The following is a 20433-nucleotide window of genomic DNA, read 5'->3' as shown; positions in this document are numbered from 1 at the left end:
CCTGCTCCGGACTGCCGCCGGAATTCCCCGGGTTGACGGGGCGTACGCCGTAAATGGTGCACTAGTACAGTGCCCGGATGACGACCGAACCGCCCTACCTCAGGATCGCCGGTGAACTGCGCCGCCGGATGGTCTCCGGCGAGCTCGCCCCGGGCGACCGGCTGCCCTCCACGCGTGCGATCGTCCGGGAGTGGGGGGTCGCGATGGCGACCGCCACCAAGGCGCTGTCGGTGCTGCGCGGCGAGGGTCTGGTGCGGGCGGTGCCGGGGGTCGGCACGGTCGTGGCCGAGCGGGCCGCGCCGGGCCCCGGCGGCGCGGGCGGCGGGCCCGCGCTGAGCCGCGGGCGCATCGTGCGCACCGCCATCGAGCTGGCCGACGCCGAGGGGCTGCCCGCGGTGTCGATGCGCCGGGTCGCGACGATCCTGGCCACCTCCACCATGGCGCTGTACCGCCATGTGCCGGGCAAGGCGGAGCTGGTCCGGCTGATGTCGGACGAGGCGTTCGCGGAACACCCGCTGGGCGCCGTGCCGCACGGCTGGCGGCCGGGGCTGGAACTCGCCGCCCGGTGGCTGCGGTCGGTGTACGGGCGCCATCCCTGGCTGGCCCAGGCCGTGGCCTCCTTCACTCGGCCGACGGCGTCCCCGCACGCGATGCGGTACACGGAGTGGGTGCTGCGCGTCCTCGCCGGCACCGGACTGCCGCCGCGCACGAAGCTCCACATCCACCTCACGCTCTTCGCCCATGTCCAGGGACTGGCGATGGCCGGCGAGCTGGAATCGCAGGCACGGCAGGACACCGGGCTCTCCGCGGAGGAGTGGATGGAAAGAAACGAGCCACAATTCGACGCCATCTCGGCCAGTGGCGACTACCCCTTCCTCAACTCGTTGTTCGAACACGAGGAGTTCGAGCTCGACCTCGGGATTCTCTTCGAATTCGGGCTCAGGAGGACGTTGGACGGCATCGCGGTGATGATCGGCGAAACGTCCGCTTAACGAACACGACGTTTCCGGCAACGAACGAATTCCGGCCAACTTGTTGACGCGGTCCTGACAGGAACATCTTCCGGCTGACACTCTTCACCCCGTTCTGCGCTCTTCTCGCTCACCCCGGACGGCTCACCGTGCCGCCGGTACCCCCCTCGCAGAAGGAGTCCGCGTGAGATCCACGCCCAGCCGTCGTGCCACCGCGACCGGCGCTCTGATAGCCGCAGCAGCCCTCGTAGCCGTCGGAGTCCAGACCGGCACGGCCACTGCAACTCCCAGCAGCGCCACCGCGGCGACCTCGGCGGCGGCCGGCGCCGACCACGGTGCCCTGGCCAAGCAGCTCTCCCCGTCCCAGCGCGCCGAGCTGATCCGCAAGGCGGACGCGAGCAAGGCGGACACGGCCAAGGACCTCGGTCTCGGCTCGCAGGAGAAGCTCGTCGTCCGGGATGTCATCCAGGACAACAACGGCACCACGCACACGCGCTACGAGCGCACCTTCGCCGGACTTCCGGTACTCGGCGGCGACATGGTCGTCATGGAGTCCAAGTCCGGGGCGAACCAGAGCGTCACCAAGGCCTCCAAGGTGACCAGCGGTCAGCTGAAGGCCGTGGACCTGAAGGCGGACGTCGCGCCCGCCAAGGCCGAGAAGCAGGCCCTCGGCCTCGCCAAGGCCGACGGTTCGAAGAAGACCGAGGCCGACCGGGCACCCCGCAAGGTGGTCTGGATGGCGCAGGGCAAGCCGCAGCTCGCCTACGAGACCGTCGTCGGCGGCCTCCAGCACGACGGCACCCCCAACGAGCTGCACGTCATCACCGACGCGGCCACCGGGGCGAAGCTGTACGAGTGGCAGGGTGTCGAGAACGGCACCGGCAACACCCAGTTCAGCGGCCAGGTCACCCTCGGCACCGCACCGTCGTACACCCTGACGGACACGGGCCGCGGCAACCACAAGACCTACAACCTGAACCACGGCTCCTCCGGCACCGGGACGCTGTTCACCAACTCCACCGACGTGTGGGGCAACGGCAACCCGTCGAACGCCGAGACGGCCGCCGCGGACGCGCACTACGGCGCGGCCGAGACGTGGGACTACTACAAGAACGTGCACGGCCGCACCGGCATCCGCGGTGACGGCGTCGGCGCGTACTCCCGCGTCCACTACGGCAACAACTACGTCAACGCCTTCTGGCAGGACAGCTGCTTCTGCATGACGTACGGCGACGGCTCGGGCAACGCCGCCCCGCTGACCTCGCTCGACGTGGCCGCGCACGAGATGTCGCACGGCGTCACCGCCGCCACCGCCAACCTGGTCTACAGCGGCGAGTCCGGTGGCCTCAACGAGGCGACCAGCGACATCTTCGCCACCGCGGTCGAGTTCTACGCGAACAACACCAGCGACCCGGGCGACTACCTCATCGGCGAGAAGATCGACATCAACGGTGACGGCACCCCGCTGCGTTACCAGGACAAGCCGAGCAAGGACGGCGCGTCCAAGGACGCGTGGTACTCGGGCATCGGCAACATCGACGTCCACTACTCCTCGGGCCCGGCGAACCACTTCTTCTACCTGCTCTCCGAGGGCAGCGGCGCCAAGGTCATCAACGGGGTCTCCTACGACTCCCCGACCTCGGACGGCCTGCCGGTGACCGGCATCGGCCGCGCCAAGGCCGAGCAGATCTGGTTCAAGGCGCTCTCCACCAAGTTCACCTCCACCACCAACTACGCGGCGGCCCGCACCGGCACCCTCGCCGTGGCCGGTGAGCTGTACGGCACCACCAGCGCCGAGTACAAGTCCGTCATGAACGCCTGGGCGGCCATCAACGTCGGCACCCGTGACGGCGGCGGCAACCCGGACCCGGGCGGCAAGGTCTTCGAGAGCAAGACGACCGTCGCCATCCCGGACCGCGGCGCGGCCGTCTACAGCTCGGTCAACGTCACCGGTATCACCGGCAACGCGCCCAGCACCCTCAAGGCCGACGTGGACATCACCCACACCTACCGCGGTGACCTGGTCGTCGACCTCGTCGCCCCGGACGGCACCGCCTACCGGCTGAAGAACTCCTCGGCCGGCGACCCGGCGGACGACGTCCGCGGCACCTACACGGTCGACGCGTCGTCCGAGGTCGCCAACGGCACCTGGAAGCTCAAGGTCCAGGACGTCTACTCGGGCGACACGGGCAAGATCAACAGCTTCAAGCTCACCTTCTGAACCCCGCACCGGTCATGACCCGGTGACCACCGCCCGGCAGGAGCTCACGCCCCTGCCGGGCGGCTGCGCGTCCGGCGCGCACTCAGCGCATCAGCACACCCGCCCCGTCCACGGCCGCCTCCGCCGGCAGCGCCACCAGGCCGAGTTCCGCCCCGGTCGCCAGCAGCGGATGGGCCGGCAGCACCCGCACCGTGTAGCCGTACGGGCCCGTGCGGTCGAGGGCGAGCGGCCCCTCGTAGAGCCAGCGGCCCTCCAGGTCCTGGCCCCCGGCCGGCTTCAGCGGGAAGACCTGGGCGTCCGAGATCCCGTCGGCCGCGTCCACCCGGCCGGCCACCGCCTGCACCTCCACGTCGTCCGGCTCCAGCACCCCGAGGGCGACCCTGGCCCGGAGCAGCAGCGCCGAGCCCAGCTCGGCCGACCCGTCCGCCGCGGTGGGCGCCACTGCCTCCACATGGTCGACGGCCACCCGCGGCCAGGCGGCCCGGACCCGGGCCTTCCAGTCGGCGAGCCGGCGCGCCGTCCCGGGGTCCAGCACACGCCCGGCGCGCGCGGCGGGCGCGTACAGCCGCTCCACGTACTCGCAGACCATCCGGTCGGCCAGCACCTTGGGACCGAGCGTGCCGAGCGTGCGGCGGACCATCTCGATCCAGCGCCCCGGAAGCCCCTCCTCGCCGCCCCGGTCGTAGAAGCGCGGCGCGACCCGGTCCTCGATCAGCTCGTAGAGGGCGGCCGCCTCCAGATCGTCCCGGCGGTCCTCGTCCAGGGCCAGACCCTCGGCGGTCGGGATCGCCCAGCCGAAGTCCGGCTCGAACCACTCGTCCCACCAGCCGTCGAGCACCGAGAGGTTGAGGCAGCCGTTGAGCGCGGCCTTCATCCCGCTCGTACCGCAGGCCTCCAGCGGACGCAGCGGATTGTTCAGCCATACGTCGCAGCCCGGGTAGAGCTTCTGCGCCATGGCCATCCCGTAGTCCGGCAGGAACACGATGCGGTGGCGCACCCGGGGGTCGTCGGAGAACCGCACCAGCTCCTGCACCAGCCGCTTCCCGCCGTCGTCGGCCGGGTGGGCCTTGCCGGCCACCACGATCTGGACCGGCCGGTCCGGGTGGAGCAGCAGTTCCCGCAGCCGGTCGCGGTCGCGCAGCATCAGCGTCAGCCGCTTGTAGGAGGGGACGCGCCGGGCGAAGCCGATCGTCAGCACGTCCGGGTCGAGCACGGAGTCGATCCAGCCCAGTTCGGCCGGCTCCGCGCCCCGGGCCCGCCAGGAGGCGTGCAGCCGTTCGCGCACCTCGGTGACCAGCTGGGCGCGCAGCGAACGCCGCAGCTCCCACAGCTCGCGGTCGGGGACCTCGGCGGCGGAGTCCCAGCGTCCGGGTGTGCCGCCGTAGCGGTTGCGCAGCCGGAAGACCTCGGGCGCGACCCAGGTGGGTGCGTGCACCCCGTTGGTCACCGAGGTGATCGGCACCTCGGCCGGGTCGAAGCCCGGCCACAGCCCGGCGAACATCTCCCGGCTGACCGAGCCGTGCAGGGTGGAGACGCCGTTGGCCCGCTGGGCGAGCCGCAGCCCCATCACCGCCATGTTGAAGAGGCCGGGTTCGCCACCGGGGTAGGTCTCCATGCCCAGTTGCAGGATGCGTTCGACGCCCACGCCGGGGAGTTCGCCGTCGTCGCCGAAGTGCCGGGCGACGAGTTCGCGGTCGAAGCGGTCGATCCCGGCGGGCACCGGGGTGTGGGTGGTGAAGACGGTGCCGGCCCGGACGGACTCCATCGCGGAGTCGAAGTCGAGGCCGGTGCCGGAGAGTTCCCGGATGCGTTCGAGCCCGAGGAAGCCGGCGTGCCCCTCGTTGGTGTGGAACACCTCGGGTTCGGGGTGTCCGGTGAGGCGGCAGAACGTGCGCACCGCGCGCACCCCGCCGATGCCCAGGAGCATCTCCTGGAGCAGCCGGTGCTCGCTGCCGCCGCCGTACAGCCGGTCGGTCACCTCGCGTTCGCCCGGCGCGTTCTCCTCCACGTCGGAGTCGAGCATCAGCAGCGGTACCCGGCCGACCCGGGCCAGCCAGATGTGGGCGTGCAGCGAACGGCCGCCGGGCAGGGCCAGCACCACCCGGCTCGGGGTGCCGTCGGCCTCGCGCACCAGGGTGAGAGGGAGCTCGTTCGGGTCGAGCACCGGGTAGTGCTCCTGCTGCCAGCCGTCGCGCGACAGGCTCTGGCGGAAGTAGCCGTGCCGGTAGAGCAGGCCGACCCCGACGAGGGGGACGCCGAGGTCGCTGGCGGCCTTGAGGTGGTCGCCGGCGAGGATGCCGAGCCCGCCGGAGTACTGGGGCAGGGCGGCGGTCACCCCGAACTCGGGTGAGAAGTAGGCGACGGCGGCCGGGAGTTCGGCGCCCAGCTTCAGCTGTTCCTGGTACCACCTGGGGCCGTCCAGGTAGTTCCGGAGGTCCTGGGACGCCTCGGTCAGCCGGTGCAGGAACTGCTCGTCCCGGGCCAGTTCGGCGAGCCGGCCCGCACGGACGGCACCGAGCAGCCGCACGGGGTCGCACTCCGCCGCCGCCCGGATCTCCGGGTCGACGGCCTGGAACAGCTCACGGGTCTCGGTGTGCCAGGACCAGCGCAGATTGCGGGCGAGGTCGCTGAGCGGTTGAAGGGGATCGGGGAGGACGGGACGCACGGTGAATCGACGAATGGCCTTCACGTATTCCACCTTCGCAGGGGACGCGGGGATCCGAGGGGACGTACCTCGGTGCGTCCCACACGCCCGTTCCGGCACATCGGCCACACAGGTAATGGCCGATTCCGTTCCCTCATTCGGTCTTGTGGCACTCCGCACCAGAGGGAAAGCTGCCCAGTGGCGTCCGGAGGGGCACCGAAGGGCCCGCGGAACACGGGCCGGCGCCCGACACGAACAGGTCGTCACAGAAACACCCGAGTATTTGACAAACCACCGGATTGGCCCACCGAGAATCGTGGGAAGGCTTCTCCGGTACACAGCCCGAGTGCGCACCGGGTGCCACATGGAAGATGCCCGGATGCAGCAAGGATGCGAGGCATCCGCGGACCGGTTTTCACCCGGTTGACATCCGCGAAACATACCCGTGCCCCGCCCATTCGACTGCCATTCGAGTGAATGCGGACAGGAGCGGCCATGCCCACACACGGTCAGCCGTCAATTGAGCAGCTAGAAAGGACGGACCCCATCGGTCGCGGTGCGCGAATTTCGCCCTCCGCCGCTGTGCCGCGTCCCGTTCGGCCCGAGCCCCAGTCCCGGGCCCAGTCCCCAGGTGATTCCATGATCGGTCGCATTCCCGTCCTCGACGTCCGTCCCCTCGTCGACTGCGGCAGAAGGCCCGCCAAGGCCGTTGCCGGTGAGACCTTCCAGGTCACCGCGACCGTCTTCCGCGAGGGCCACGACGCCGTCGCCGCCAATGTGGTCCTGACGGACCGGGGCGGGCGCCCCGGCCCCTGGACGCCGATGCGCGAACTGGCCCCGGGCACCGACCGCTGGGGCGCCGACGTCACCCCGGATTCGGAGGGCCGCTGGACGTATACGGTCGAGGCCTGGAGCGATCCGGTCGCCACCTGGCGGCAGCACGCCGGGATCAAGATTCCGGCGGGGATCGACACCGCGCTCGTCCTGGCGGAGGGCGCCGGTCTCTACGAGCGGGCCGCCGGCGGCGTACCCAAGCGGGACGGGCGCGAGGCGGTGCTGGCCGCCGTGGACGCGCTGCGCGACGAGTCCCGGCCGGCCGCCGCCCGGCTGGCCGCGGCGCTCGCCCCCGAGGCACTGGCCGCGCTCGCCCGTCATCCGCTGCGCGAACTGGTCAGCGCGTCCCCGCCGCTGCCACTGCTGGTGGAGCGCCGACGGGCGCTGTTCGGCTCCTGGTACGAGCTGTTCCCCCGCTCGGAGGGGGCCAGGGTCGAGCGGGCCGGCCCGCCCGCGAGGCGCAAGGGCGGGGCCGGGAAGGGGCCGAAGGCGGCGAAGGCCCCGACGAGGATCGTCAGCGGCACCTTCCGCACGGCCGCCGAACGGCTGCCCGCGGTCGCCGCGATGGGCTTCGACGTGGTCTACCTGCCGCCCGTCCACCCGATCGGGACCACCCACCGCAAGGGCCCCAACAACGCTCTGTCGGCCGCCCCGCACGACGTGGGGGTGCCGTGGGCGATCGGCTCGGCCGAGGGCGGTCACGACGCCGTGCACCCCGATCTCGGCACCCTCGACGACTTCGATCATTTCGTTGCGACCGCCCGTGATCTGCGTATGGAGATCGCCCTCGATTTCGCGCTCCAGTGCTCTCCGGACCACCCCTGGGTGGAGAAACACCCGGAGTGGTTCCACCATCGCGCGGACGGCACGATCGCCCATGCAGAGAATCCGCCGAAGAAATACCAGGACATCTATCCGATCGCCTTCGACAAGGATCTGGGCGGACTGGTCGCCGAGACGGTGCGCATTCTGCGGTTCTGGATGGATCACGGCGTACGGATCTTCCGCGTGGACAATCCGCACACCAAGCCGGTGATCTTCTGGGAGAAGGTGATCGCGGACATCAACCGGACCGATCCTGATGTGATCTTCCTGGCCGAGGCATTCACCCGTCCCGCGATGATGAAGACGCTCGCGTCCATCGGATTCCAGCAGTCCTACACGTATTTCACCTGGCGCAACACCCGGCAGGAAATCACCGAATACGTCATGGAGCTGTCGGGCGAGACCGCTTCCTGCATGCGGCCCAACTTCTTCGTGAACACCCCGGACATCCTGTCCGGATATCTCCAGGACGGAGGCCGCCCGGCCTTCGAGGCGCGGGCCGTGCTCGCCGCGACGCTCTCCCCGGCCTGGGGGGTGTACGCGGGCTACGAGCTGTGCGAGAACACCCCGGTCCGGCCCGGCAGTGAGGAGTACCTCGACTCGGAGAAGTACCAGATCCGGCCCAGGGACTGGGAGTCGGCGGAGCGCGAGGGCCGTTCGCTGGCCCCGCTCATCACCACGCTCAACCGCGTCCGGCGCCGCAATCCGGCGTTGCAGCAACTGCGCGACGTGCACTTCCACTCCACCGACAACGACGCGTTGATCGCGTACAGCAAGCGTTCGGGATCGAACACCGTTCTGGTGGTCGTCAACCTCGACCCGCACCACACCCACGAGGCCACGGTCTCGTTGGACATGCCGCGACTCGGCCTCGACCGGCACGAGCGCGTGCCGGTGCGCGACGAGCTCACCGGCGATACCTATCACTGGGGCAGGACCTTCTACGTGCGCCTAGAGCCGGGCGTCACGCCCGCGCACGTCGTGGTCCTGCGACCGTCCCCGCCGACCGGAGGGTCACCCACACCATGATCGTCAATGAGCCCGTCCACGACACGTTCGAGGACACCCCGGCCAAGGACCGCGATCCCGACTGGTTCAAGCGTGCCGTCTTCTACGAGGTCCTCGTCAGGTCCTTCCAGGACTCCAACGGCGACGGAATCGGCGACCTCAAGGGCATCACCGCCAAACTGGACTATCTCCAGTGGCTGGGCGTCGACTGCCTCTGGCTGCCGCCGTTCTTCAAGTCGCCGCTGCGCGACGGCGGTTACGACGTCTCCGACTACACCGCCGTGCTGCCGGAGTTCGGTGACCTGGCCGACTTCGTGGAGTTCGTCGACGCCGCGCACCAGCGCGGGATGCGCGTGATCATCGACTTCGTCATGAACCACACGAGCGATCAGCACGACTGGTTCCAGCAGTCCCGCACCGACCCCGAGGGGCCGTACGGCGACTACTACGTCTGGGCCGACGACGACAAGCAGTTCCCGGACGCCCGGATCATCTTCGTGGACACGGAGACGTCCAACTGGACCTTCGACCCGGTGCGCAAGCAGTACTACTGGCACCGGTTCTTCTCCCACCAGCCCGATCTCAACTACGAGAACCCGGCGGTGCAGGAGGAGATCATCTCCGCGCTCCGCTTCTGGCTGGACCTCGGCATCGACGGCTTCCGGGTGGACGCCGTGCCGTACCTCTACCAGCGGGAGGGCACCAACTGCGAGAACCTCCCGGAGACCCACGACTTCCTCAAGCGGGTCCGCAAGGAGATCGATGCGCACTACCCGGACACCGTGCTGCTCGCCGAGGCCAACCAGTGGCCGGAGGACGTCGTCGACTACTTCGGCGAGTACCGGGCCGGCGGCGACGAGTGCCACATGGCGTTCCACTTCCCCGTGATGCCGCGGATCTTCATGGCGGTGCGGCGCGAGAGCCGCTACCCGGTCTCGGAGATCCTGGCGAAGACACCGGCGATCCCGGCGAACTGCCAGTGGGGCATCTTCCTGCGCAACCACGACGAGCTGACCCTCGAAATGGTCACGGACGAAGAGCGCGACTACATGTACGCGGAGTACGCCAAGGATCCGCGGATGCGGGCCAACATCGGCATCCGGCGGCGACTCGCACCGCTGCTGGACAACGACCGCAACCAGATCGAGCTGTTCACCGCGCTGCTGCTGTCACTGCCCGGCTCCCCGATCCTCTACTACGGGGACGAGATCGGGATGGGCGACAACATCTGGCTCGGCGACCGGGACGCGGTACGCACCCCGATGCAGTGGACGCCCGACCGGAACGCCGGGTTCTCCTCCAGCGATCCGGGCCGGCTCTACCTCCCCACGATCATGGATCCGGTCTACGGCTACCAGGTCACCAACGTCGAGGCGGCGATGGCCTCCCCGTCGTCGCTGCTGCACTGGACGCGGCGGATGATCGAGATCCGCAAGCAGAACCCGGCCTTCGGCCTCGGCTCGTACAACGAACTGCCGTCGTCCAACGCGGCGGTGCTCGCCTTCACCCGTGAGCACGGCGACGACCTCGTGCTGTGCGTGCACAACTTCTCGCGGTTCGCGCAGCCCACCGAGCTCGATCTGCGGTCGTTCGAGGGGCGTCGTCCGGTGGAGCTGATCGGCGGGGTGCGCTTCCCCGCGATCGGCAAGTGGCCCTACCTGCTGACACTCGCGGGGCACGGTTTCTACTGGTTCCGGCTGCGCAAGGACGCGCCGCCGAGCTGACCGGACAGCACGTCGTACCACCCGTCGCGGGGCGGTTTCCGCCGCCCCGCACGGGGCACCCTCCCCCCACATCGCACACGTACGGCCCCTTCCGGGCCCCATCTGGCGTTTCGATCCCATCGAGTCGAGTCCGTACGGACCATCCTGACCCGACACGTCCCGCACAGCCGGACAGCTATTGCCGCAATCCGGGACACTCTTCGCATCCTGTGGTGTGCCCGGGGAAAGGACGCGATGCCATGTCGGAGGCTGCATCCCTTCGGGTCGCCCTGGCCGACAGCCCAGCCCTGCTCCCGTCTCTCGCCCCCCTGCTGCACGAATGGCTGCCCAGGCAGCGGTGGTTCGCGGGGAAAGGACGGCCGGTCACCGCGTTCTCGCTGGTGTCGGCGACCGAGATACTGCCGGTGGGCACCGGGGTCGTCACCGCCGGAACCGGAACCGGGCTGCTCCATCTGCTGGTCCGGGTCCATCAGCCGGCCATGCCCGCGCAGTCGCCGGACGACTGCTACCAACTGCTGCTAGGCGTAAGGGCCGTGCTGCCGCGCCGGCTGGCGCCCGCACTCATCGGCCGGGTGACCGGGGGGCCGCTGGCGGGCCGCACCGTCTACGAGGCGCTGCACGATCCACGCCTGGCCGAGCTTCTGCTGGAACGATTCCGTACGCCCGGCACCCTGGGCGCGCTGCGCTTCGACCGGAGCGGCCCGGCCATCGCGGCGGGCCTCGCGCCCCGGGTGCTCGACACCGAGCAGTCCAACACCTCGCTCGTCTACGGCGACGCGTACATCCTCAAGATCTTCCGCCGGATCTTCCCGGGCACCAACCCCGATCTGGAACTGCCGCTCGCGCTGGCGCGGGAGGGCTGCGGGCGGGTGCCCGCCCCGGTCGCCTGGTTCGAGGCCGCCACCGCCGCGGAGCCGCTCACCCTCGGCGTCCTCCAGCCGTTCCTGAGCGGCGCGCAGGACGGCTGGCAGCTCGCCCTGCGCGCCCTGGCCGAGGGCCGGGACTTCACCGACGAGGCCCACGCGCTGGGCCGGGCCACCGCCGAGGTGCACACCGCGCTGGCCGCCGCGCTGCCGACGCCCGCCCTGCACCGCGCCCAGACCGAGCACCTGGCCGCCGCGATGGTGCGCCGGCTGGAGGCCGCCGCCCAGGCGGTGCCGGAACTCGTGCCGTACGTCCCCGGGCTGCGCACCGCCTTCGACGCGGTGGCCGCGCTGGGGCACCGGGCGCGCGACCGGGCGGCCCAACGGGTGCACGGCGATCTCCATCTCGGCCAGACGCTCCGCGCGGCCGACGGTTTCTGGTCACTGATCGACTTCGAGGGCGAACCGGCCAGACCGCTGCCCGAACGCCGCCGGCCGCAGCTCCCGGTCCGCGACATCGCCGGGATGCTCCGCTCCTTCGACTACGCGGCCCGCTCGCACCGCCCGTGGAACGCCGACTGGGCGGCCCGCTGCCGGACCGCCTACTGCGAGGGGTACGCCCGCGCGGCGGGCTCCGACCCGCGCGGCGAACCGGAACTGCTGCGCGCCCACGAGACCGACAAGGCGGTGTACGAGGTGCTGTACGAGGCACGGCACCGGCCCGACTGGCTGCCGGTCCCGATGGCCGCGATCCACCGCCTGGCCGCCGCCGACGACTGACGGCCCGACACGCGCCCCCTTCTTCCCCCGACCCCCTCCGAGGAGGCTGTCCCCGTGACCGCCCGCAAGCCGTCCCGCAAAACGCCCGCCCCCACTGATGTCCCCCGAGTCCCGCCACCGGCACCCGAGGCGGCGGCAGCCCCCGCCGCGAAACCGCGCCCCCGCCGCACCGCCGCCGGCCGGGGCGTACGGCGGGCGCACCCCCTGGACGACGGCGACCGGGGCAGGCTGCTCGCCGGTGAGCACCACGCCCCGCACGACCTGCTCGGCGCCCACCCGGTCCGCGGCGGGGTGACCTTCCGGGTGCTGCGTCCGTACGCCCGGTCGGTGACCGTGCTCGCCAAGGGGCTGCGGGCCCAGCTGCACGACGACGGCGACGGGTTCTTCTCCGGGCTGCTGCCGATGCCCGCGCTGCCCGAGTACCGGCTGCTGGTCGCCTACGACGACAACGAGATCGAGGTGCAGGACCCGTACCGCTTCCTGCCCGCGCTCGGCGATCTCGATCTGCACCTGATCGGCGAGGGGCGGCACGAGGAGCTGTGGACCGCCCTGGGCGCGCAGCCCATGGAGCACCAGGGGGTGGCGGGCACCCGGTTCACCGTGTGGGCGCCCAACGCCCGCGGGGTGCGGGTCGTCGGGGACTTCAACTACTGGGACGGCACCGGCTTCCCGATGCGCTCGCTCGGCTCCACCGGGGTGTGGGAGCTGTTCCTGCCCGCGATCGGGGAGGGCGCGCTCTACAAGTTCGACGTCTGCCGCCCGGACGGCTCGCACACACTGCGCGCCGACCCGATGGCCCGCTACGCCGAGGTGCCGCCCGCCAACGCCTCGATCGTGACGGCCTCGCACCACCGGTGGCGGGACCAGGAGTGGATGGCGCACCGGGGGGACGTCCCGGTGCACGAGGCGCCGGTCTCGGTGTACGAGGTCCATCTGCCGTCCTGGCGACCGGGCCTGACCTACCGTCAGCTGGCCGCCCAGCTCCCGGCGTACGTAAGGGATCTCGGCTTCACCCACGTCGAGCTGATGCCGGTCTCCGAGCACCCCTTCGGCGGTTCCTGGGGGTATCAGGTCACCGGTTTCTACGCCCCGACGTCCCGCATGGGCACCCCCGACGACTTCCGGTTCCTCGTCGACTCCCTGCACCGGGCCGGGATCGGGGTGATCGTCGACTGGGTGCCGGCACACTTCCCGCGCGACGACTGGGCACTGGCGGAGTTCGACGGCCGCCCGCTGTACGAGCACTCGGACCCGTCGCGGGCGGCGCATCCCGACTGGGGCACCCTGGAGTTCGACTTCGGGCGCACCGAGGTGCGCAACTTCCTGGTGGCCAACGCCACTTACTGGTGCGAGGAGTTCCACATCGACGGGCTGCGGGTGGACGCCGTCGCCTCGATGCTCTACCTCGACTACTCGCGCAAGGAGGGCGAGTGGTCCCCCAACGAGCACGGCGGCCGGGAGAACCTGGACGCCGTCGCGTTCCTCCAGGAGATGAACGCCACCGTCTACCGCCGGAACCCGGGCGCCGTGACCATCGCCGAGGAGTCCACCGCCTGGGACGGCGTCACCCGCGCCACCCACGACGTCGGACACGGCGGCTTCGGTGGTCTCGGCTTCGGGCTGAAGTGGAACATGGGCTGGATGCACGACTCGCTGGAGTACGTGTCCAAGGAGCCGGTGCACCGCAAGTACCACCACAACGAGATGACCTTCTCGATGGTGTACGCGTACAGCGAGAACTACGTCCTGCCGATCTCGCACGACGAGGTGGTGCACGGCAAGCGGTCGCTGGTCTCCAAGATGCCCGGCGACTGGTGGCAGCAGCGCGCCAACCACCGCGCCTACCTCGGCTTCATGTGGGCCCACCCCGGCAAGCAACTCCTTTTCATGGGGCAGGAGTTCGCCCAGGGAGCGGAGTGGTCGGAGGGCCACGGCCCGGACTGGTGGCTGCTCGACCCTTCGTACGCCGCGGAGAGCGACCACCGGGGCGTGCGCACTCTGGTGGGCGACCTGAACACGGTCTATGCCGAGACTCCCGCGCTCTGGCAGCGCGACACCGTTCCGGAGGGTTTCGACTGGGTGGACGGCGGCGCCGCCGAGGACAACGTCTTCGCCTTCCTGCGCCACGACGCGCACGGCTCACCGCTCCTGGCCGTGAGCAACTTCTCCCCGGTGGTGCGGCACGAGTACCGCGTGGGCGTCCCCCAGGTGCCCGGGGACCGGGTCGCCTGGGCGGAGGTCCTGAACACCGACGCAGCGCGGTACGGCGGCAGCGGCGTACTCCACGGCGGACCGCTGAAGCCCGAACCGGTGGCCTCGCACGGCCGGCCCGGCAGCATCCTGTTGACGCTGCCGCCCCTGGCGACGGTCTGGTTCAAGCCGGTGTGAGCCGGAATTCGCAGGCGCGTGGCCGATTCCTTTCCGGTGTCCGTGGCCCACGCATTCACGTTCAGGTGATTTCCCTTCGGCGCCCTCCTGAATCGGTGGCCCACTTCATACGATGCTGGTTCAGCGCCGATGTCCACGCCTGACGAAGTGGGCTCTTGGTTCCATATTCGATTCAAGGGGAAACTATGATCTCAAGAACGAGGAACGTTGTGCGCACGATGGCCGCGGCGCTCGCCGCAGCCGCCGCGTTCACCCTGGCCGGCCCGGTCGGAACCGCTTCCGCCATCGACCATGTCACCTGCGACCCGGACGCGGGCTTCCTGAAGATCTGGTCGCACAACGGCAGCGGACGCGACAGCGTGGACTGCTACGCGAATCGCGGGAAAATCGACTTCGGCGGGTGGTGGGTCGACCAGATCTCCACGGGAAACAACGACGTGAAGTACTACGACGCCAATGGCGATGTGGTGAAAATCGCCCGGAATTCGAATATCAAGTATTCGAACGTACCGAAGGTCGATGCCATCGAAATCCTGTAGGGATTTCTTCCCGGGACGTTCCGTAGTCCCGGCGCGCCCGCCTCACGCCGTCTCGAAGACCTCCTCCAGCTCCTGGAGGAGCTTGCGCCTGGGGCGGGCGCCCACCATCGACTTCACGGGTTCACCGCCCCGGAAGACCATCAGGGTCGGTGCGGCGAGCACCGCGTACCGGGCGGCGATGCCGGGGCTGGTGTCGATGTCCAGCTGGACGACCCCCATGCGCCCGGTCAGTTCGGTGGCGACGGCGCTGAGCACGGGGGCGAGCTGGCGGCACGGGCCGCACCAGTCGGCGGTGAATTCGACGAGCACCGGGCCATCCGCCGCGAGCACCTCGGTGTCGAAGGTGGCGTCGGTGACCTCGGCCACGCCCTCTGCATGAATCATCTGTCATCCTCCCAGTTCACAACGTGGTTCCGGACCGCCAGGGAGTGCCGCCCCGGCCTCCAGCTCGGCCCTGGCGAGCTGTGCGCCCACCTCGGCGCGGACCGTGCGGAGCTGTTCGATGAGCGAGTCGAGCTCGCCGAGCTTGCGCCGGTAGACGGCGAGCGAGGCGGGGCACGCGTCACCGGCCGGGTGGCCGGCCCGCAGGCAGTCGACGAACGGCCGGGTCTCCTCCAGTTCGAAGCCGAAGTCCTGAAGGGTGCGGATCTGCTGGACGAGACGCAGATCGTCCTCGTCGTACGCGCGGTAGCCGTTGTCGGCCCGCCGCGCGGGCAGCAGTCCGCGGGACTCGTAGTAGCGCAGAGTCCGCGTGGTCGTCCCGGCCCGTTCGGCCAGCTCCCCGATTCGCATGTCCCCCACGGTAGACCTTGACGCGGACGTCAAGGCAAGCGCGAAGGGCCGCCGCGGGAGTTCCCCGCGACGGCCCTGCCGACGGTGCTCGTGGTGGTTACGCCTTCGCCACCGCGTGCCGCTCGTCGCCCTCGCGCGGCTCCGGGACGCCGTGCACGTCGGCGTCCTGGTTGAGCATCTGCTCGTTCCACGGGAGCGCGCCGGAGAGCACCTTGTCCGCCCGCTCCTTGTCGATCTCCTTGGTCCAGGTGCCGACGAGGACGGTGGCCACCGCGTTGCCCGCGAAGTTCGTCATGGCGCGGGCCTCGCTCATGAAGCGGTCGATGCCGACGATCAGGCCGACGCCGTCGACCAGGCCGGGGCGGTGCGACTGGAGGCCGCCCGCGAGGGTGGCCAGGCCCGCGCCGGTGACTCCGGCGGCCCCCTTCGAGGCGACGATCATGAAGAGCAGCAGCGAGATCTGCTCACCGGCGCTCAGCGGGTCGCCCATCGCGTTGGCGATGAAGAGCGAGGACATCGTGAGGTAGATCGCGGTGCCGTCGAGGTTGAAGGAGTAGCCGGTCGGCACGGTGATGCCGACGACCGGGCGGCTGACGCCGAGGTGTTCCATCTTGGCGATGAGCCGGGGCAGCGCGGACTCGGAGGAGGAGGTGGAGAGGATCAGCAGGAACTCGCGGCCCAGGTACTTCAGCAGCGCGATCAGGTTGACCCCGGCGACCAGCCGCAGGATGGTGCCGAGCACCACGAAGACGAAGATCGCGCAGGTGAGGTAGAAGCCGATCATGATGATCGCGAGGGACTTCAGCGCGTCGACGCCGGTCTCGCCGACCACCGCCGCCATCGCGCCGAACGCGCCGACCGGGGCCGCCCACATGATCATGGCGAGGATGCGGAAGACGAGGCGCTGGATGTGGCCGATGCCGCGCAGCACCGGTTCACCGGCCGAGCCCATGGCCTGGAGCGCGAAGCCCGCGAGCAGCGCGATGAGCAGGGTCTGGAGCACCTCGCCCTCGGTGAAGGCGGAGACGATCGTGGTCGGGATGATGCCGAGCAGGAAGTCGGCGGTGGACTCGCTCGCCCCGGCGGCCTGCTTCTCACCGGCGGCGCGTACCGCCTCGGTGAGGTGGAGGCCCTGGCCGGGCTCCAGGAGGTTGCCGACGAGCAGGCCGATGGCGAGCGCGACGGTCGACATCACCAGGAAGTAGCCGAGGGCGAGGCCGCCGACCGCGCCGACCTTGGCGGCCTTGCGCACCGAGCCGACGCCCAGCACGATCGTGCAGAAGATGATGGGCGAGATCATCATCTTGATCAGGTTCACGAAGCCGGTGCCGATCGGCTTGAGCTCGACTGCGACGCCCGGGGCCGCGAAGCCCACCAGGATGCCGAGCCCCACCGCCGCGATCACGGCCAGATACAGATAGTGCGTGCGGTCCCGCTTGGCGGCTGCCACTCCCACGGGGGTTCTCCTCGGTTCGTCCGGTAACTCCCCCGTCCCTGGGGGCGCAAGGGCTGTCCGGCGGATGGGAGCCGGAAAAACCCTTGGCGAATATCTCGCTCCCTGTGACGCCGGTCACTGTTGCGTGCATTTCGTTCATCGGATTTCGGCCAGGCAGACTGTGGCCATGCGTCTCCCCCGCCCCCGTACCCGCCCGCGCAGCCTGGCCGGTCAGCTCTTCGCCATGCAGGTGGTGCTGGTGGCCGCCGTGGTGGCGGGGTGCGCGTTCTTCGCGTACGTCTCCGGCAGCGAGCAGGCGAAGGAGACCGCGGCCCGGCAGGTCAGGGCGGCCGCCCTGGCGATCGCCGATTCGCCGTCGGTGCGGGAGGCGATCGGCACCCCGGACCCGTCCGCCGTGCTCCAGCCCTACGCGGAGCGGGTCCGCAGGGACACCGGGATCGCCTTCGTCACGATCATGTCCCCGGGGCGGGTCCGCTGGACGCACCCGGACTCCGACCGGATCGGTGAGCAGTTCCTCGGGCACACCGCGCGGGCGCTGCGCGGCGAGACGTTCACCGAGACGTACACCGGCACGCTCGGCCCCTCGATCCGGGTCGTCACACCGATCCGGGACGGCTCCAGGATCACCGGCCTGGTCAGCGCGGGCATCACGGTCGAGCGGGTCTCCTCGCAGGTGCGGGCGCAGCTCGGGGCGCTGGGGCTGGCGGCGGGCGGGGCGCTCGCCCTCGGCGGCCTCGGCACGTACGTGATCAACGCCCGGCTGCGGCGGCACACGCACGGGATGAACGCCGCCGAGCTGAGCCGGATGCACGACTACCACCAGGCCACGCTGCACGCGGTGCGCGAGGGGCTGCTGATGCTCGACGGGCGGCGCCGGATCGCGCTGATCAACGACGCGGGCCGGGAGCTGCTCGGTCTTGGGCCGGGTGCGGTGGGGCGCAGGGTCGCCGAGCTGGACCTGCCGACGCCGCTGACCGGTGCGCTGCTCGCCTCCGAGGAGCGGGTCGACGAGCTGCATCTGACGGCGGACCGGGTGATCGTGGTCAACACCCGCCCGGTGGTGGGCGGGGAGCAGCGCGGCACCGTCGTGACGCTGCGCGATCACACGGAACTCCAGGCGTTGTCCGGCGAGTTGGACTCCGAGCGGGGGTTCACCCAGGCCCTGCGCTCGCAGGCGCACGAGGCGGCGAACCGGCTGCACACCGTCGTCTCGCTGATCGAACTGGGCCGGGCCGACGAGGCGGTGGGCTTCGCCACCGCCGAGCTGGAACTGGCCCAGGCCCTCACCGACCGGGTGGTGGGGGCGGTCGCCGAACCGGTGCTGGCCGCGCTGCTGCTCGGCAAGGCGGCGCAGGCGAACGAACGAGGGGTGGAGCTGGTGCTCGCGGACGACAGCCTGATCGACGACGGGGACCTGCCCGCGACGCTGCCGCACCGGGATCTGGTGACGATCCTCGGCAATCTCATCGACAACGCGGTGGACGCGGCGTCGGAGGCGGTGACCGGTGCGCCGGGACCCGGGTCCGTGCCCGCTCAGCGGGGAGCGGGTGGCGGGCGGGCCGCCCGCGCCCGGGTCACCGTCACCGCGCTGGCCGGGGAGGGCGAACTGCTGCTGCGGGTCGCCGACACCGGTGCCGGGATCGGCCCGCAGGACGCCTCCCTGGTCTTCGACCGCGGCTGGTCGACGCACGGCACCGGCCGGGGCATCGGCCTGGCCCTGGTCAGGCAGGCGGTGCACCGCAACGGCGGCACGGTCACCCTGGACGGCGGCGCGGACGGCGATCCGGAGACCGGTACGGACGGCGGCACGGACGTCGGCACGGACGGCGGCGCGCGGTTCACGGTGCGGCTGCCGCTGGCCGCCGCCGGACGCACGGCGCACACCACGAAGGAGGCCAAGGCGTGATCCAGGTACTGGTCGTCGAGGACGATCCCGTCGCCGCGGACGCCCATCGGCTGTACGTGGGCCGGGTCCCCGGGTTCACGGTGGCGGCCGTCGCGCGTTCGCGGGCCGAGGCGGTGCGGGCGCTGGACCGTACCCCGGTCGATCTGCTGCTCCTCGATCTGTATCTGCCCGACGGGCACGGTCTGCAACTGCTGCGCTCGCTGCGCGCGGCCGGGCACTCGGCGGATGTCATCGCGGTGACGTCGGCGCGCGATCTGGCGGTGGTCCGGGAGGGGGTGTCGCTCGGGGTCGTCCAGTACGTGCTGAAGCCGTTCACCTTCGCCACCCTGCGCGACCGGCTGGTGCGCTACGCGGAGTTCCGCGCGGCGGCCGGCGAGGCGAGCGGCCAGGACGAGGTGGACCGGGCGCTCGGCGTACTGCGCGCCCCGCAGCCGGCCCGGCTGCCGAAAGGGCTGAGCAGCCCGACGCTGGAGGCCGTCACCCGGGCCCTGCGGGCCGCCCCGGACGGGGTGACGGCGTCGGTGGCCGGGGAGGAACTGGGCATCTCGCGGATCACCGCGCGCCGCTATCTGGAACACCTGGTGACGGTGGGGCGCGCGGTGCGCAGTCCGCAGTACGGCCAGATCGGCCGCCCGGAGCTGTACTACCGGTGGGTGACCCAGCACCGCTGAACCCGTACGGCCCACGGCCCTTAGGACGTTCCTACGATCCGTGGATATCGGTGGAACACACCGTAGTCATTCCATGCCTTGACTCCTACGGTGGGGCCGTGCACCCGTCCCCACCGTTCAACGCCCCCGCCGCGCGCCGACTGCGCGAGGCCCTGGGGATGCTTCCCGGCCATGTCGCCTACGGTCTCGGGGCCCAGTACGGGCTCCGGGTGAGCACCGATACGGTCGTCGCCTGGGAGCGCGGGCTCGCCTCGCCGACCGAGTACGAACTCACCGCGCTGGCCGGGGTGTTGTGGTGCTCCCCGGCCGAACTCCTCACCGCCGCGCGCACCCTGCGGGAGCACCGGGTGTCCAGGGAGCTGGCCGTGGAGGAGCTGGCGCGGCTGCTGGGGCTGACCGCCTCCGCGTATCTGCGGATGGAGGAGTCGGGGCGCTGGCGCGGCAACGAACGCCAGTCCGCGGCGCTCGCCGAGGTGCTGGGGCTGACGCCCGCCGGGTTCGTGACGGTGTCCGGCCGGGACGAGGACCTGGCGGAGCTGCTGCGCGGCGCGGTGACCACGCGCTGGCAGGCCCAGCTGCGGCCGGTGGCGAAGCTGGTGCCGCTGGAGCGCGGCTTCCTCCAGGACGTGCTGGAACAACTGCACACCGACTACCAGGCGCTGATGGTGTCGACGCTGAGCTGGAGCAGCACGGGCACGGAGCGGGCCGGGACCACGGGCGACGAGGGACGGGTGTTCCTGGCGGAGATCCTGGAACGATTCTGGCGGGCGGCGGGTGTGCCGGGGCCGGACGGCTGAGGGCCTGTCGGGTG

General features: G+C 70.8%; 14 protein-coding genes. 10 read left to right on the top strand and 4 right to left on the bottom strand.

All coding sequences use genetic code 11. The features are described from left to right. The first annotated feature begins 77 nt into the window (after positions 1 to 77). The gene (locus ABZ622_RS25860) at positions 78 to 992 is read left to right on the top strand and encodes a TetR/AcrR family transcriptional regulator C-terminal domain-containing protein (protein ID WP_360546994.1); all 915 of its coding nucleotides are present in this window, start codon (positions 78 to 80) and stop codon (positions 990 to 992) included. Positions 993 to 1155: 163 nt separating this feature from the next. Beyond that, the gene (locus ABZ622_RS25855) at positions 1156 to 3192 is read left to right on the top strand and encodes a M4 family metallopeptidase (RefSeq protein ID WP_360546992.1); all 2037 of its coding nucleotides are present in this window, start codon (positions 1156 to 1158) and stop codon (positions 3190 to 3192) included. A gap of 82 nt (positions 3193 to 3274) precedes the next feature. Here the strand turns inward: ABZ622_RS25855 and glgP are convergent, their stop codons facing one another. Further along, positions 3275 to 5881, bottom strand: a complete 2607-nt coding sequence (gene glgP / locus ABZ622_RS25850; RefSeq protein ID WP_360546990.1) for an alpha-glucan family phosphorylase — start codon at positions 5879 to 5881, stop codon at positions 3275 to 3277. Between the two features lie 594 nt (positions 5882 to 6475). Between glgP and ABZ622_RS25845 the strand changes: the two genes are divergently transcribed. The 5 genes from ABZ622_RS25845 to ABZ622_RS25825 all read left to right on the top strand — a co-directional run bounded on the left by ABZ622_RS25845 (position 6476) and on the right by ABZ622_RS25825 (position 14797). Further along, positions 6476 to 8524: an alpha-1,4-glucan--maltose-1-phosphate maltosyltransferase gene (locus tag ABZ622_RS25845; protein ID WP_360546988.1), complete on the top strand. Its 2049-nt coding sequence runs from the start codon at positions 6476 to 6478 to the stop codon at positions 8522 to 8524. After that, positions 8521 to 10227 carry a maltose alpha-D-glucosyltransferase gene (treS, locus tag ABZ622_RS25840; RefSeq protein ID WP_360546986.1) on the top strand — a complete coding sequence of 569 codons (1707 nt, stop codon included), beginning with the start codon at positions 8521 to 8523 and terminating at the stop codon, positions 10225 to 10227. The genes ABZ622_RS25845 and treS overlap by 4 nt, the downstream gene beginning before the upstream one ends. Before the next feature lie 239 nt (positions 10228 to 10466). Then, positions 10467 to 11870, top strand: a complete 1404-nt coding sequence (locus ABZ622_RS25835) for a maltokinase (protein ID WP_360546984.1) — start codon at positions 10467 to 10469, stop codon at positions 11868 to 11870. 54 nt (positions 11871 to 11924) lie between these two features. Continuing rightward, positions 11925 to 14258: a 1,4-alpha-glucan branching enzyme gene (gene glgB, locus ABZ622_RS25830; RefSeq protein WP_360546982.1), complete on the top strand. Its 2334-nt coding sequence runs from the start codon at positions 11925 to 11927 to the stop codon at positions 14256 to 14258. 185 nt (positions 14259 to 14443) lie between these two features. Continuing rightward, positions 14444 to 14797 (top strand): beta/gamma crystallin domain-containing protein, encoded by a 354-nt coding sequence (locus ABZ622_RS25825; RefSeq protein WP_329589167.1) that lies wholly within the window; start codon positions 14444 to 14446, stop codon positions 14795 to 14797. Between the two features lie 42 nt (positions 14798 to 14839). Here ABZ622_RS25825 and ABZ622_RS25820 read toward each other — a convergent pair whose 3' ends face one another. The 3 genes from ABZ622_RS25820 to ABZ622_RS25810 all read right to left on the bottom strand — a co-directional run bounded on the left by ABZ622_RS25820 (position 14840) and on the right by ABZ622_RS25810 (position 17045). Beyond that, the gene (locus ABZ622_RS25820) at positions 14840 to 15181 is read right to left on the bottom strand and encodes a thioredoxin domain-containing protein (RefSeq protein WP_360546979.1); all 342 of its coding nucleotides are present in this window, start codon (positions 15179 to 15181) and stop codon (positions 14840 to 14842) included. 3 nt (positions 15182 to 15184) lie between these two features. Then, complete coding sequence (locus ABZ622_RS25815) at positions 15185 to 15589, bottom strand: MerR family transcriptional regulator (RefSeq protein WP_266912018.1); 405 nt, start codon at positions 15587 to 15589, stop codon at positions 15185 to 15187. Positions 15590 to 15686: 97 nt separating this feature from the next. Then, entirely contained in the window at positions 15687 to 17045 is a 1359-nt protein-coding gene (locus tag ABZ622_RS25810) for a cation:dicarboxylase symporter family transporter (protein WP_266912020.1), read from the bottom strand. Between the two features lie 166 nt (positions 17046 to 17211). On the opposite strand from ABZ622_RS25810, the gene ABZ622_RS25805 reads away from it, so the two are divergent. From ABZ622_RS25805 to ABZ622_RS25795, 3 genes are all read left to right on the top strand, one after another. Further along, positions 17212 to 18951, top strand: coding sequence for an ATP-binding protein (locus ABZ622_RS25805; RefSeq protein WP_360546975.1), 1740 nt, complete (start codon positions 17212 to 17214; stop codon positions 18949 to 18951). Continuing rightward, positions 18948 to 19622 carry a response regulator gene (locus tag ABZ622_RS25800; RefSeq protein ID WP_360546973.1) on the top strand — a complete coding sequence of 225 codons (675 nt, stop codon included), beginning with the start codon at positions 18948 to 18950 and terminating at the stop codon, positions 19620 to 19622. Before ABZ622_RS25805 ends, ABZ622_RS25800 begins: the two co-directional genes overlap by 4 nt. A gap of 158 nt (positions 19623 to 19780) precedes the next feature. Further along, complete coding sequence (locus ABZ622_RS25795; RefSeq protein ID WP_360547084.1) at positions 19781 to 20419, top strand: helix-turn-helix domain-containing protein; 639 nt, start codon at positions 19781 to 19783, stop codon at positions 20417 to 20419. Positions 20420 to 20433 lie beyond the last annotated feature (14 nt).

This window comes from Streptomyces sp. NPDC007164 (assembly GCF_040634135.1).
In the GTDB taxonomy this organism is placed as follows: domain Bacteria; phylum Actinomycetota; class Actinomycetes; order Streptomycetales; family Streptomycetaceae; genus Streptomyces; species Streptomyces sanglieri.
This window is presented reverse-complemented; position numbering and strand designations above follow the sequence as displayed.